The 13,789-nt window shown below is 59.5% G+C and carries 12 protein-coding genes; 3 read left to right on the forward strand and 9 right to left on the reverse strand.

What is annotated here, in order from left to right:
- Positions 1–207 precede the first annotated feature (207 nt).
- Complete coding sequence (locus ACR0AI_RS02105) at positions 208–1,275, forward strand: PA0069 family radical SAM protein (RefSeq protein WP_480671036.1); 1,068 nt, start codon at positions 208–210, stop codon at positions 1,273–1,275.
- 8 nt (positions 1,276–1,283) lie between these two features.
- Here the strand turns inward: ACR0AI_RS02105 and ACR0AI_RS02110 are convergent, their stop codons facing one another.
- The 3 genes from ACR0AI_RS02110 to gltX form a co-directional block, all read right to left on the reverse strand.
- Positions 1,284–2,177, reverse strand: coding sequence for an autotransporter outer membrane beta-barrel domain-containing protein (locus ACR0AI_RS02110; RefSeq protein WP_480671034.1), 894 nt, complete (start codon positions 2,175–2,177; stop codon positions 1,284–1,286).
- Between the two features lie 230 nt (positions 2,178–2,407).
- The gene (gene gltA, locus ACR0AI_RS02115) at positions 2,408–3,703 is read right to left on the reverse strand and encodes a citrate synthase (RefSeq protein ID WP_170373816.1); all 1,296 of its coding nucleotides are present in this window, start codon (positions 3,701–3,703) and stop codon (positions 2,408–2,410) included.
- A 124-nt stretch (positions 3,704–3,827) separates the two neighbouring features.
- Positions 3,828–5,228 carry a glutamate--tRNA ligase gene (gene gltX / locus ACR0AI_RS02120; RefSeq protein WP_480671032.1) on the reverse strand — a complete coding sequence of 467 codons (1,401 nt, stop codon included), beginning with the start codon at positions 5,226–5,228 and terminating at the stop codon, positions 3,828–3,830.
- A gap of 78 nt (positions 5,229–5,306) precedes the next feature.
- Here gltX and ACR0AI_RS02125 point away from each other — a divergent pair, with 78 nt between their 5' ends.
- Positions 5,307–7,355 (forward strand): ComEC/Rec2 family competence protein, encoded by a 2,049-nt coding sequence (locus tag ACR0AI_RS02125; protein ID WP_480671030.1) that lies wholly within the window; start codon positions 5,307–5,309, stop codon positions 7,353–7,355.
- Here the strand turns inward: ACR0AI_RS02125 and lexA are convergent.
- The 6 genes from lexA to ACR0AI_RS02155 all read right to left on the reverse strand — a co-directional run bounded on the left by lexA (position 7,352) and on the right by ACR0AI_RS02155 (position 12,177).
- Entirely contained in the window at positions 7,352–8,050 is a 699-nt protein-coding gene (gene lexA / locus ACR0AI_RS02130; RefSeq protein WP_480671028.1) for a transcriptional repressor LexA, read from the reverse strand. The genes ACR0AI_RS02125 and lexA overlap by 4 nt on opposite strands.
- Positions 8,051–8,128: 78 nt before the next feature.
- Positions 8,129–9,301, reverse strand: a complete 1,173-nt coding sequence (locus ACR0AI_RS02135) for a molybdopterin molybdotransferase MoeA (protein WP_480671026.1) — start codon at positions 9,299–9,301, stop codon at positions 8,129–8,131.
- Positions 9,298–9,771, reverse strand: coding sequence for a cyclic pyranopterin monophosphate synthase MoaC (gene moaC, locus ACR0AI_RS02140; protein ID WP_480671024.1), 474 nt, complete (start codon positions 9,769–9,771; stop codon positions 9,298–9,300). Before moaC ends, ACR0AI_RS02135 begins: the two co-directional genes overlap by 4 nt.
- A complete protein-coding gene (gene trpC / locus ACR0AI_RS02145; protein WP_480671022.1) occupies positions 9,771–10,583 on the reverse strand; it encodes an indole-3-glycerol phosphate synthase TrpC in 813 nt (270 codons plus the stop codon). Before trpC ends, moaC begins: the two co-directional genes overlap by 1 nt.
- On the reverse strand, positions 10,580–11,599 hold the full coding sequence (gene trpD, locus ACR0AI_RS02150; RefSeq protein WP_480671020.1) for an anthranilate phosphoribosyltransferase: 1,020 nt from the start codon (positions 11,597–11,599) through the stop codon (positions 10,580–10,582). Before trpD ends, trpC begins: the two co-directional genes overlap by 4 nt.
- Positions 11,596–12,177, reverse strand: a complete 582-nt coding sequence (locus ACR0AI_RS02155; RefSeq protein ID WP_170374325.1) for an aminodeoxychorismate/anthranilate synthase component II — start codon at positions 12,175–12,177, stop codon at positions 11,596–11,598. The genes trpD and ACR0AI_RS02155 overlap by 4 nt, the downstream gene beginning before the upstream one ends.
- Before the next feature lie 195 nt (positions 12,178–12,372).
- Between ACR0AI_RS02155 and ACR0AI_RS02160 the strand changes: the two genes are divergently transcribed.
- Positions 12,373–13,779: a divergent polysaccharide deacetylase family protein gene (locus ACR0AI_RS02160; protein ID WP_480671017.1), complete on the forward strand. Its 1,407-nt coding sequence runs from the start codon at positions 12,373–12,375 to the stop codon at positions 13,777–13,779.
- Positions 13,780–13,789 lie beyond the last annotated feature (10 nt).

Raw genomic sequence — 13,789 nt, forward strand, 5'->3', positions numbered from 1 at the left:
TTTCGTTTTGGCCAAAACGTCGCAGATTTACTGTGACGATTGCGACCTCGGCGGTTTCGGGACCGACGTTTATGTCAAAAATCGGCATCGGGCGACAGAATAATATGCATGATCATCCTGTGTCTGGCTCAGGTTAGCAAAAACAGGGGGTGGTTGCCTCGCGTTCAGTATTGGCTTACCTATAGGGTGAGAACATAAGGTGAACACATGCAGCCTCAAACCAATATCCGTGCTCGAGGGACCGCATCTAATGACTCGGGTCGCTTTGAAAAATTTGCCACGGTCCAGACGGATGACGGTTGGGACATCGAAGAAGATCAACCGCTTCTGAGAACTGAGGTTCGGGACGAGGTGGCGCGAAGTTTGATCACCTATAATCGCTCGCCAGACCTGCCATTCGACCGCTCGATCAACCCGTATCGGGGGTGCGAGCATGGCTGCGTCTATTGTTTTGCGCGGCCCAGTCACGCCTATCTTGGGCTGTCTGCAGGGTTGGATTTTGAGACCCGCTTGACCGCGCGTGGCAATGCGGCCGAAGTGCTGCGCAGGGAATTGTCCGCGCGGTCCTACAAGGTCGCGCCGATTGCATTGGGCACCAACACCGACCCTTATCAACCCGTTGAAAAAGAACGCGGGATCACGCGAGCCTGTCTTGAGGTTCTGCGGGATTTCAACCACCCTATAGCGATCGTGACCAAGGGGACACTGATCGAGAGGGATCTGGATATTCTTGCGCCCATGGCAGCGCTGGGGCTGGTACGCGTCGGGATATCCCTGACAACTATGGACGCGGGCCTCTCTCGCCGAATGGAGCCGCGCGCTCCTTCTCCCAAACGGCGGTTGGAGGTCATCCGACGTCTCACCGGGGCAGGGGTGCCGGTGCGGGTGATGACCTCGCCCGTTGTGCCCGGGCTTACGGATCATGAGCTGGAGACCCTACTGGAGGCCGGGCATGAGGCCGGTGCCGACACTGCAAGCTGGATCATGCTGCGTCTGCCACGAGAGGTGTCGGCGCTGTGGCAGGACTGGCTGGCCGAACATGAACCCGCGCGGGCCGAAAAGGTCATGGCGCGGCTGCGCGAGATGCATGGAGGTCGCGACTATGACCCACGCTGGGGTCACCGGATGCGGGGAGAAGGTGAGTATGCCGAATTGATCGCAAAACGCTTCAAGGTGGCCGTCAAACGTTTGGGCCTGAAGGTGAAGTCCGACGAACTGCGTCGCGATCTTTTCGCAAAACCTGCGCAACCGGGCGATCAGATGAGCCTGTTTTAGACCGCGCGTCAGAAGCTGATGCCGATCCCGGCTGTGAACCCGTTGACCGTGTCGCTGCCATAGTAGCGGAGCATGATCCGTGTGGTACTCACCCATGGCACCCAGGTGTCGGACAGATCAACCTCGATCCCGCCGCCGACGCGTGCCAGCCAATCTGTGCCCAGAACAATCGACTGATCCCCGACCAGGTAAGAGATAGACAGATCCCCGACCCAACGTACCGGTCGGCCGAACATCCGACCGCCTGTCGGAAACCGGTACCTTGACCACAAAACGGCATTCGCAGCCGTCGATTGCACGAGCAGGTCTTCGTCGTCACCAATGGGCCAGTATTCGATATGCGTGTAGCGAAGGCTTATCTCGAACTCTCGGTCATTGGTCAGAGGGCGTGCGTAGTCCAGCGTCAGGGAACCGCCCGCACCTCCGGCCCAGAGACCGCCGCTTTCGAGGAAACCAGCTTCTATGCCAAGCCGCTCTGCTATCACTTGGGCGGCGACTGACGTGTCAGATTGGGTGCGCCCGATCGAGATATGCGCCATGGGCGTCAGTTTCCAACGCTCTCCCAGGTCGAACTGGTAGCCGATACCGCCTGTTACAGCGGCGCTTGTCCATTTGAGTGGCAACGTAGTGGTCTCGCCGGAGCCTGAGAAGAACAGGACCGGGTCATAGCGCGCATAGCCGATATAGCCTTCAAGGTAGATGGGCACGCCTTCGCTCAGTCGAAAGCCCCCGCCCAATTGCGCGGATTTGAAATCATATTCGCGGTTTCCCGTGTTCGATTGGAGTGAGATCGCACTGGCCGAGTCATCAGGGATGCCTGCAAGGCCCAAAATCGCCAGAGAACCGGCCGCGTTTTCGCGCTGGATCTGTTTGAAAATGTCCTCAAGAATCCCTTGCGCCAAACCAGACGCCGGAAACGCAAAGAACGCCAGAAAGGCTATTTGAAGGAACCGACATATCATCGCAACACAGGGTTTCTACAATTTCACGAAACCATATCCATGGTCTTTGGCCGAGAGAAGCAGGCGCAAAAACCGTCGGGGCAAGTGACGCAGCGCTACAACAACTCAGGATCAAAAAAAGGCCCCGGAGAACGTCCGGAGCCTTGTTTCTGTTTGGTTTGACGCGCGGTTCAGCGCTTTTCGATATCCACGTAGTCGCGGAGTGTTTCGCCCAGATACAGCTGACGCGGGCGGCCAATCTTGTTCTGAGGATCGGCGATCATCTCTTTCCACTGGCTGACCCAGCCAACTGTGCGCGACAGGGCGAAGATCGGTGTGAACATCGAGGTTGGGAAGCCCATCGCTTCGAGGATGATGCCCGAATAGAAGTCCACGTTCGGGAACAGCTTCTTCTCGGCGAAATACGGATCTTCCAGCGCCTGTTTTTCCAGCGCTTTGGCGACCTGAAGCTTGGGGTTGTTTTCGACACCCAGCAGATCCAGCACTTCGTCGGCAGATTGCTTCATCACCTTCGCACGCGGATCGAAGTTTTTGTAAACCCGGTGGCCGAAGCCCATCAGACGGAACGGATCATTCTTGTCCTTCGCGCGGGCGATGTATTCGGGAATACGATCGACGGTGCCGATCTCTTCCAGCATCTCAAGACAGGCCTGGTTCGCACCACCATGCGCCGGACCCCAGAGGCAGGCGATACCGGCAGCGATACAGGCAAACGGGTTCGCGCCCGAAGACGATGCCAGACGCACGGTCGAGGTAGAGGCGTTCTGTTCGTGATCGGCGTGCAGGGTAAAGATGCGGTCCATCGCACGGCTGAGGATCGGGTTCACCTCATATTCTTCGGCCGGAACGCTGAAGCACATGCGCAGGAAGTTCGACGCATAGTCCAGATCGTTGCGCGGATACACGAAGGGCTGGCCAGTGTGGTACTTGTAGGCCCAGGCCGCAATCGTTGGCATCTTGGCGATCAGGCGGTGCGAGGCGACCTCGCGCTGATGCGGGTCCGAGATATCGGTCGAATCGTGATAGAAGGCCGACATCGCGCCGACGACACCAACCATGATGGCCATCGGGTGCGCGTCGCGACGGAAGCCGCGGTAGAAATACTGCATTTGCTCGTGCAGCATCGTGTGTCGTGTGATCGTGGATTCGAATGTTTCGAGATCTTTTGCGACCGGCAGCTCTCCGTAAAGAAGCAGGTAGCAGACTTCGAGGAAGTGGGACTTCTCGGCTAGCTGATCAATCGGGTAGCCACGGTGCAGCAGCTCACCTTTGTCGCCGTCGATATAGGTGATGGTGCTGTCGCAGCTCGCAGTCGAAGTAAAGCCGGGATCGTAGGTGAACACACCTGCCTGACCGTAAAGCTTGCGAATATCGACAACATCAGGCCCAGCAGTTGGAGAGTGAACGGGTAACTCATACTCTTTGCCATGGACGGTCAGAGTTGCTGTCTTATTGCTATCAGTCATGGTTGTCCCTTCTTCATTTGTGCGCAGGTCAGTTCATTGCCCTGACCTACGGGCAATGGCTGCGCGCGGGCGCGCAGCCCGGGTGTGTTAGCGGTGCAGCGTTACCCGAATATGAAGATTGGGTTTAAACCGCTGCTTCAGAAAGCCGCGCCAGGGTTTCATCGCGCCCCAGCACAAGCATCATGTCAAAAACCGAAGGAGTGACTGCCCGACCCGCTAATGCCGCCCGAAGCGGACCTGCCAGCTTACCGAACTTGACCTCCTTTGCTTCTGCAAAGGAATTCAGAGCCTCCTCCAGCTCGTTCCGGGACCAGCTAACATTTTGCAGCTGCGGCGTCAATTCACTCAGTATACCATCGGATACAGATGACAGCGCTTTTTGGGCTTTCTCATCGCACTCGATAGGGCGCGAGGTCAGCACAAAATGCGCTTTTTCAAGCAGTTCCGGGAAAGTCCGAGCGCGGTCCTTGAGACAATACATCGCGCTTTCCAGATCACCGGATTGCGTCTGTGAGAGAGGTGGCAGACCGGCCGCCGCCAAGTAGGCTTCGATTTCACGCCGCAGCGCAGCATCATCTGAGATCGCAATATGCTGGCCACACAGGTTTTCGAGCTTTTTCAGATCAAACCGTGCCGGGCTTTTGCCGATTCCGCCCAGATCGAACCATTCTTTGGCCTGTTCATCCGTAAAGAACTCGTCGTCGCCGTGGCTCCAGCCGAGGCGGGCCAGATAGTTGCGCATCCCTGCGGCGGGGTAGCCCATCGCCTGATATTCCTGCGCGCCCAAGGCACCGTGACGCTTCGACAGCTTCTTGCCGTCCGGCCCGTGAATCAGCGGGATATGAGCCCACACCGGAACATCCCAGCCCATTGCCTCGTAGATCATCATCTGGCGCGCGGCGTTGTTCAGGTGATCGTCGCCCCGGATCACATGGGTTACACCCATGTCGTGGTCATCCACAACAACCGCGAGCATATAGACCGGTGTCCCATCTGAGCGCAGCAGAATCATGTCATCCAACTGGTCGTTCCGGATGGTAACGTCACCCTGTACTTGGTCTCGGATCACGGTGGCACCGTCCTGCGGGGCCTTGATGCGGATCACGAAGGGCATATCCGGATGCGTGGCCGGATCTACATCTCGCCACGGACTGCGGAACAGGGTCGATTTGCCCTCGGCCCGCGCCTGCTCACGAAAGGCCGCGATTTCGTCCTGAGTCGAGAAACATTTATAGGCTTTGCCCTCGGTCAGAAGCTGATGCGCCACTTCGGCGTGACGCGCAGCCCCTTCGAATTGGCTGATGACATCTCCGTCATGATCCAGACCCAGCCACTCCATCCCTTGCAGGATCGCCGCCGTGGCCACAGGTGTCGAGCGTTCGCGGTCCGTGTCCTCAATCCGCAACAGGAACTTGCCGCCACGACCACGCGCATAGAGCCAGTTGAACAGCGCAGTGCGCGCGCCGCCAATGTGAAGAAAACCGGTAGGCGAAGGGGCGAAACGGGTGACGACCTGATCGGACATTGTGTTGATTAACCTTTTGGTAACCGCGATGGGCTTAGCTTGGCGCCTGTCTAACGAGCCTCAAGGACGGGGGCAACCATGCGTGTTCTCGCACAGGTCCGGTTGGCACTGCTGAACCAGACCGGGTTTTTGTTTCCGTGGTCTCCGGTGTGTTTGGCCCTTGGGATCGGTCTCTATTTCGGATTGCGGTTCGAACCAGAGGGGCCTTTGTACTTGGGTCTGGCCGTCGCAGGTTCGGCTTTGATCGGCTTGGGTCGTGTGTTGCCCGCCGGATGGGGCGCGTTGGCAATCGGGGGGGCGCTGGTCGCGGCTGGCTTTCTGCTGGCGGGTGCCCGCGCCCATATGGTGGCGGAACCGGTTCTGTCGTGGCGATACTATGGCCCTGTCGAGGGGAGGGTCGTCGCCATGGACCGCTCCGCCTCGGATGCGCTGCGATTGACGTTGGATCAGGTGCGGGTAGGGGACGTGCCAGAGCACCAACGTCCGCAGCGCGTCCGTCTTTCCGTCCATTCCGAGGTCGGGCCAATCGCGCCGGGCCAACGGATCATGACCACGACGCATCTGTCCCCGCCACAAGGCCCTGTCGAGCCCGGAGGGTTCGATTTCCGCCGTCACGCCTGGTTTCAGGGGCTAGGGGGTGTGGGCTATACGCGGGTTCCGGTGATGACCATCGCGCCGCCGCAGGACGCGGTGCAGGGCGTTCGGGTCACTGCTATTCGCATGGCAATCTCAGACCACGTGCGCGCCCATCTTCCGGGCGAGGTCGGAGGGTTCGCAGCCGCTGTCACGACAGGAGACCGTAGCGGCATGGGGCAAGACACGCTCGATGCGCTGCGCGCGTCAAATCTTGCGCATCTGCTGGCGATTTCAGGCCTGCATATGGGGTTGCTGACCGGGTTTGTCTTCATGGTTTGCCGCGTTGGATTGTCTGCGATCCCCGCGCTGGCCCTCCGTGTACCCGTCCGCAAATTCGCCGCTGGATGTGCGTTGTTGGCCGCCGTTATTTACCTGATGTTGTCCGGCGGCAATGTTGCGACCGAGCGGGCCTTTGTCATGGTCAGCGTCATGTTAGGCGCGGTCCTGATTGACCGGCGCGCCATTTCGCTGAGGGCCGTTGCGGTGGCCGCGCTGATTGTGTTGATGCTGCGCCCCGAAACGCTGCTCAGCCCCGGTTTCCAAATGTCATTCGCGGCGACCACCGCTCTGGTCGCTGTGTTCGGAGCGCTGCGTGATTTCGGCCCCATGCCGGGGCCGAAATGGTCCAAAGCCGCCATTGGCCTTCTGATGTCCTCGGCCATCGCGGGCCTCGCGACCGCACCTATCGGAGCGGCGCATTTCAATACGATGTCGCATTACGGCCTGTTGGCCAATCTGCTTTCGGTGCCTGTCATGGGGTCCGTCGTCGTGCCCGCAGCCGTTGTCGCGGCGCTGTTGGCGCCTTTCGGGCTGGAGTGGATCGCGCTCGAAATTGTGGGGTTGGGACTGCGTTGGATCTTGATGATCGCGGAGTGGGTGTCCGGGTTGGACGGATCTCAGGGTTATGTGGTTGGCCCGCCATGGTTTGTCCTGCCCGTGATCGCGTTGGGGGCGCTATGGCTGGCTTTGTGGCAGGGCCGAGCGCGGTGGGCCGGAGTGGCTCCGATGTTCCTGGCCTTTGCACTTTGGACCTCGGGCAGCCGACCTGAGGTTCTAATCGCCGAGTCCGGTGGGCTGGTTGGCGTCATGACCAGTGAGGGCCGCGCGCTCAGCAAAGAAAAGGGCAGCGGGTTCGTGGCGTCAGTCTGGCTTGAGAATGACGGGGACGGTCTGACACAAGGGCAGGCAGCCAATCGATGGCCAGGCGATGCAGATCGGGTTCAAAGGATCGCTCTGACCGGGGCAGAGGTGATCCACCTCACAGGCAAACGCGCGGCGCTCGCGTTTGACGAATGCAAAACCGGTCAGATTATTGTGTCTTCGGTCGATCTGAGGCTCAGTGGAGATTGCACCATTTTCGACCCGGACCGGCTGTATGAAACTGGAAGCCTGTCGATCTCAGGCGGCAAAATCACCTCAAGCGCCGAGATGATCGGCAATCGGCTGTGGTCCCCGAAATCAACGGGGACCCCTTCAAAATATGGCAACTAGTATGTCCGGATCAATCCGACCAGACGACCCTGAACCTTGACCTTTTCCTGCGGCAGAACGCGGGTTTCATAGGCCGGGTTCGCGGCCTCCAGCGCGATGGCTTTGCCACGGCGGAAGAACCGTTTCAGTGTCGCCTCCTGATCCTCGACCAGAGCAACAACGATATCGCCATTGTCTGCTGTAGAGGTTTCGCGGATCACCACGACGTCGCCGTCGTTGATCCCGGCCTCGATCATCGAATCTCCGCGTACTTCAAGTGCATAGTGCGACCCTTGGCCCGAGACCATCGGGCCGGGCACCGCCACATGGTGTGAGACATGGCTGATCGCCTCAATCGGAACACCGGCTGCTATCCGGCCCATGACTGGCAGCTCCATCGCGTCGACTGAGACCGGCTCGAAATTCGCGGGGCGCGGGCCTTCGGGCCTGTCGCCTTCGATCACGCGGGGGGTGAAGCCTGCCGTGGGCTCTCCGCCCAGGCTCTCTGGAAGCTTGACGATCTCAATCGCGCGGGCGCGGTGCGCCAGACGTCGGATAAAGCCGCGTTCTTCAAGCGCGGTAATCAGTCGGTGAATGCCGGATTTGGATCGAAGGTCCAACGCTGCCTTCATTTCGTCAAAGCTGGGCGGAACGCCGTCTTTTTGTACGCGTTTGTGGATGAATTCCAGCAAATCCAGCTGTTTCTTGGTCAGCATCGCTCATACCTCGTCGCTTATGCGTTTGCATTTGTTCTACGCATGTTCACGTTTTGTGTCAACGATTTTGAGGATGTTCTACAGCGGCAGGTACCGAACTTGAGCCCCTACGGGCAAGGCCGGATCCTGAGGCGGGCGCATTAGTAGAGCATTCGCATCGGCCAGAACGCTCAGCAAGGAACTGTCCTGATCCGCGCAGGCCCGAATGCCGTTTTCATCGAGGATAGCGCGCATGTAATGTTCACGCGGACCATTGGCTGCAAGCGGTTCGGTAAGTACGGCTGTTTTGAACGGGTTGAGAACAGCCTCCAAACCCAACATTCGCCGGACCAACGGAACAAGGAACAGATAACCGCAAACCATTGCACTCACAGGGTTTCCGGGCAATCCGACCATCGCCGCATCCCCCATGCGACCGGCCATCAGAGGTTTTCCGGGCCGCATACGGATCTTGTAGAAGGACCGAGCCATGCCCAACGTCTCGGAGACGTCAGAGACAAGATCATAGTCGCCGACGGAGGCGCCTCCGATCGTGACCACAAGATCCGCGCCTTTGGCCAGTCCAAAGGCGGTTTCAAGCGACGATGCGGTGTCCCGCGCGATGGGGAGGATGCGAACATGCGCGCCTTCACGCTCCAACAGCGCCTTCAGGCCGAATGTATTCGACGCGATGATCTGATCCGGGCCCGGAACCTCTCCGGGCATCACCAACTCATCCCCGGTCGAGATCAACGCGATCTGAGGTTTCCGCGCAACGGGGACCTGAGGAATATTCATCGCCGCCATAAGCGCCATATCCTCAGGGCGGATCACGCGTGGGGCGGTGATTGTTGTGCCTTTGGTGAAGTCAATGCCTGCCGGTCGGATATTGGTCTTTTGGCCGGGATCGTCGCTGATGTTGATCAGGTCGCCCTTGCGGTCGACATCTTCCTGAATCACAACGAAATCAGTACCTTCCGGCACTGGCGCGCCGGTGAATATCCGCACGGCTTGCCCCGGACCCACCACGCCGTCAAAGCGATTTCCGGCTGCCGATTCACCCACCAGCTTGAACATGGCGTGGAGTTCGACCTCGGCCGCTTTGACTGCATAGCCATCCATGGAAGAGGCCGCGAAAGGCGGTTGATCGCGCGCTGCGCTCACGTCCTGCGCCAGCACACGGCCTGAGGCCTCGGCCAGAGAGACGGTTTCTACGGGAAGCGTTTCAACCAGATCAAAAAGCAGGGCGCGGGCGTCTTCGACAGTGATCATGTCGCTTCGTAACGCCCTGATTTACCACCATCTTTCAGCATTACGCGAATGCCGCCGATCTCCATCGCTTTGTCGACCGCCTTGGTCATGTCATAGACGGTCAGCGCCGCTGTCGAGACGGCGGTCAGCGCCTCCATCTCAACGCCTGTCTGGCCCGAGGTCTTGACGGTCGCCTCGATCTGAACGCCGGGCAGATCGGGATCAAGCGTCAATTCGACCGCGACCTTCGTCACCGGCAAAGGGTGGCAAAGCGGGATCAGGTCCGGGGTTTTCTTGGCCCCCATGATCCCCGCAAGCCGTGCGATACCCAGAACGTCACCTTTCTTGGCGCGGCCTTCTGAAATCAAATCAAAGGTTTCCAAGGCCATCTTGATGTGGCCGGCGGCTACGGCCACGCGGTCGGTCACCTCTTTGTCCGAGACATCGACCATATGAGCCTGCCCCTGCGCATCAAAATGGGTGAGAGGCATCACATCACTCCGGGGATCAGCGGGTTGGAGAGAATGTGGCGGGTGGCCGCGGTGACGTCATCCTGCCGCATTAGGCTTTCACCGATCAGGAAGCAGCGCGCGCCGTAGCGGGCGATATCCGCCAAATCCTCGGGTGAGCCCAAGCCGCTTTCACAGACGATGGTACGATCCCCGGGCACCAGTTTGGACAGGCGGCGCGTTGTATCTAGAGTGGTCTCGAAGGTCTTGAGATTACGGTTATTTATCCCAATCAACGGGCTCTTGAGTTCTGTTGCACGCTCCAACTCTTCCTGATCGTGAACCTCGATCAGAACGTCCATTCCCCAATCAAACGCTGTCTGTTCCAACTCGGCGGCCTGAGCGTCCTCGACCGAGGCCATGATGATCAGGATGCAGTCGGCACCCAAGGCACGTGCCTCGATGACCTGATAGGGGTCGTACATGAAATCCTTGCGCAGCGCAGGCAGGTTGGTCGCGGCACGCGCGGCGGTAAGGAATTCCTTGGCGCCTTGGAAACTGGGCGTATCGGTCAGGACCGACAGACAGGCCGCGCCGCCGTCTTCATAGGCTTTCGCCAGAAGCGGCGGATCAAAGTCTGGACGGATCAAGCCTTTGGACGGGCTAGCCTTTTTCACCTCGGCAATCAGGCCGTAGCCGGACCGGGCGGCTTTACGAAGAGCCTCGGCAAAGCCGCGAACCTCGGGCGCGTTTCTGGCTTCGCTTTCAAGCTCATCCAGCGATTTCTGTGCCTTGTCCGCTTCGATTTCTTCCAGCTTGTAGGCTTTGATTTTGTCCAGAACGGTCTCGGTCATGCGGCTTCCTGTGTGATCCGCGCCAGCGCGGTGACTTTTTCTTTTGCTTTGCCACTGTCGATGCTTTCAGCAGCTATTTCAACACCTTCGCGCAAATCTGACGCGGCATCAGCAACCACCAGAGCGGCCGCCGCGTTCAACAGCGTCGCATCGCGATAGGCCGAGGGCGCGCCGTCGAGCAGAGCGCGGAACGCGACGGCGTTGTCTTCGGGTGTGCCGCCGACGATGTCTTCGAATGGATGGACGGGCAGACCGGCATCTTCGGGATGCAGTTCAACCTCGTTGACGCGGTCGTCTTCTAAAGCGGCGACCCAGCTGATGCCGGTGATTGTCAGTTCGTCCGTGCCGTCTGAACCATGTACCAGCCACGCGCGCTCAGACCCCAGCAAACCCAGCGTTTCGGCCATAGGGCGGATCAGCTCGCGCGTGAAGGCACCGGTCAGCTGGCGTTTCACGCCCGCAGGGTTAGTCAGCGGTCCCAGAATGTTGAAGATCGTGCGGGTTCCAAGCTCTTGCCTCGAGGGCATGACATGGGCGATCGCAGGGTGATGCATTGGGGCCATCATGAAACAGATACCCGCCTCATTCAGCGCTTTTTCAACAACTTGAGGGCCAACCATCACGTTGATACCCATCTGCGCTTGCAGATCAGCGGTCCCCGATTTGGAGCTGAGATTGCGGTTGCCGTGTTTGGCGACCGTCACACCTGCTCCGGCCGTCACAAAGGCCGTCGCGGTGGAAATGTTGAGGGTGTGCTTGCCGTCACCGCCCGTTCCAACGATGTCCATCGCGCCCTCGGGGGCGTTCACCGCGTTGCATTTGGCGCGCATTACTGCGGCAGCGGCGGCGTATTCCTCGACCGTTTCGCCGCGCGTGCGCATTGCCATCAACAGACCGCCGATCTGGCTGGGCGTGGCTTCGCCGTCGAAGAGGATGGCAAAGGCCTGCTCGGCCTCGGCACGGGTCAAAGGGCGGTCGGCGGACGCTCCGATCAGCGATTTCAGGGCGTCGCTCATGCGGGGACTTTCAACTCTTGCAGGAAGTTCTTGAGCAGGGCGTGGCCATGCTCCGATGCGATCGACTCCGGGTGGAACTGGACACCGTGAATGGGCAGCTCTCTGTGTTGCAGGCCCATAATGGTGCCGTCTTCCAGCTCTGCTGTGATCTCAAGGCAGTCTGGCAGGCTCTCGCGTTCAACCACCAGCGAGTGATAACGCGTGGCCTCAAACGGCGAAGGAAGCCCAGCGAAAACACCTTTTCCAGTGTGGTTCATGGTGCCCATCTTCCCATGCACGATCTCATGGCATCGCACGACCTTGCCACCAAAAGACTGCCCGATGGTCTGATGCCCCAGGCACACGCCCAAAAGCGGAGTTTTGGTCTCGGCCGCAGCTTCGGTCAGGGCAAGGCAGATGCCCGCCTGATCCGGGTCGCAGGGGCCGGGGCTCAGCAGAATTCCGGCGGGATTCATCGCCATGGCCTCTTGCACATCCAGCGCATCATTTCGGCGAATGACCATTTCGGCCCCAAGTTCGCCCAGATAATGCACCAGGTTGTAGGTAAACGAGTCGTAGTTGTCGATCAGCAGCAGCATTTGGCACTTGTCTTAGCTTGGGCATTTCAGGCTGGCGATGCAGCCCCGGGCCACGGTATAATGTCGGGACATACATGCTCAGGCTTGTGAGGCAGCGTCAAGAGGACATCCCGTTCTTGACCCGCCATCAGGTCGAGCGCCGCAGAAGATGGCGCAGAATGGGCGAGGCAAGAGACAAGGCGAGAGGCACGAGCAATGCGTGGATTTTTCGGAGGAATGATCGTCGGGGCGGTTGTTGTTTTGATCGTGGGGGTGATGTTGTCGCTCAACACGCCGCTGGCCAATAAGCCGGTGGTCAAGACCCAGGCTCCCGAGCCGGTAGATGTCGAAACACCCAAGGCTCTGGAACAAATCGCCGAGACCCCGTCGGACGCAGATCTTGTCGAACTGCCGCCTGCTGGGCCGAAACCCGCCGAAGCGCCGGATGAGGCGCTTGATCTGTCCGATCTTGAAGCGGTGCCCGACGAACAGCCCATCGTGGCTGAGGCCGGGGACGCGTTGCAGGAGCCTCAGGCCGAGGATCAAACCAGCGTGACCGTCATGACTGACGCGCCGGCTGCTCCGCAGGCACCCAGTACCGCCTCCGCCTTGCCGGAAACAGACGCGGCGCCGGTTGTTGTGGATGAAGCCCCGGAACCCTCTGCCGAGCCAGAAGATGTGGCGACGCTTTTGCCCGAACTGCCATCGCAGCTTGCGCCGGAAGAGGCTGAGCTGGATGAAGAGAATCCCTTTGAAAACAGCCCAATTGCGGTGGAGGGGGATGAGGACACCTTGCCCCGCAATCTGCCCAAACTTGCCGCACTTCCCCAGATCGGCGGAGAAGACACGACCTCGACCAACACACTGGTTGGCACGCGCGTTGTCCCCCTGACCGAACGAGACGATGCCCCGGTTGAAACCGATGAAGCGGTCGTAGAAGAGATGACCGGAAAGCCGATCGAGGACTACGCTGCCAGCTTTGAAAATCCCGAAGCAAAGCCGTTGATGTCGATTATTCTGATCGATGATGAGGGCTCTTTCGGAGCCGAAGCGTTGCAGGACTTCCCGTATCCCGTCAGCTTTGCGGTCAGCCCCTCTGATCCCGACGCCGCCGAGAAAATGGCCCGCCACCGCGCCGCGGGTTTTGAGGTTCTGGCCATGGCCGATCTGCATGAATCCGCCAGCGCGCAGGATGCCGAGGTGTCGATGGCCGTATGGTTGGACACGCTGCACGAGACAGTTGGTATTCTGGAAGGGGTCGAAAGCGGAATTCAGGGCAATCGGAAACTGGCCGATCAGGTTGCATCGATTGCGGCGGCCACAGGTCGCGGGTTGATCACGCAGGATAACGGGCTGAACACCGTCCAGAAACTGGCCGCGCGCAACGGCATCCCCTCTGGCGTGGTGTTCCGCGATATCGATGGTGCGCGGCAGGATCCGAAGATCATGCGTCGTTTCCTTGATCAGGCAGCGTTCCGTGCCGGGCAGGAGGGAACGGTTGTGATGCTGGGACGCGTGCGCCCCGAAACGATCTCGGCCCTGCTACTGTGGGGGCTTGAGGATCGCGGCAACCGGGTTGCTATGGCGCCGATCTCAGCGGTTATGAAACGCGAAGTTCAGTAACGTTTCCGCA

Source organism: Ruegeria sp. BG3, from assembly GCF_056538485.1.

Coding starts and splice junctions, on each gene's coding strand:
- ACR0AI_RS02135 (WP_480671026.1), bottom strand. CDS start 9,301: ATGATCACTGTCGAAGACGCCCGCGCCCTGCTTTTTGATCTGGTTGAA.
- moaC (WP_480671024.1), bottom strand. CDS start 9,771: ATGCCTCTCACCCATTTTGATGCGCAGGGGCAGGCTCATATGGTCGAT.
- ACR0AI_RS02160 (WP_480671017.1), top strand. CDS start 12,373: ATGCGTGGATTTTTCGGAGGAATGATCGTCGGGGCGGTTGTTGTTTTG.
- trpC (WP_480671022.1), bottom strand. CDS start 10,583: ATGACCGAGACCGTTCTGGACAAAATCAAAGCCTACAAGCTGGAAGAA.
- ACR0AI_RS02125 (WP_480671030.1), top strand. CDS start 5,307: ATGCGTGTTCTCGCACAGGTCCGGTTGGCACTGCTGAACCAGACCGGG.
- lexA (WP_480671028.1), bottom strand. CDS start 8,050: ATGCTGACCAAGAAACAGCTGGATTTGCTGGAATTCATCCACAAACGC.
- ACR0AI_RS02155 (WP_170374325.1), bottom strand. CDS start 12,177: ATGCTGCTGCTGATCGACAACTACGACTCGTTTACCTACAACCTGGTG.
- ACR0AI_RS02105 (WP_480671036.1), top strand. CDS start 208: ATGCAGCCTCAAACCAATATCCGTGCTCGAGGGACCGCATCTAATGAC.
- gltX (WP_480671032.1), bottom strand. CDS start 5,228: ATGTCCGATCAGGTCGTCACCCGTTTCGCCCCTTCGCCTACCGGTTTT.
- gltA (WP_170373816.1), bottom strand. CDS start 3,703: ATGACTGATAGCAATAAGACAGCAACTCTGACCGTCCATGGCAAAGAG.
- trpD (WP_480671020.1), bottom strand. CDS start 11,599: ATGAGCGACGCCCTGAAATCGCTGATCGGAGCGTCCGCCGACCGCCCT.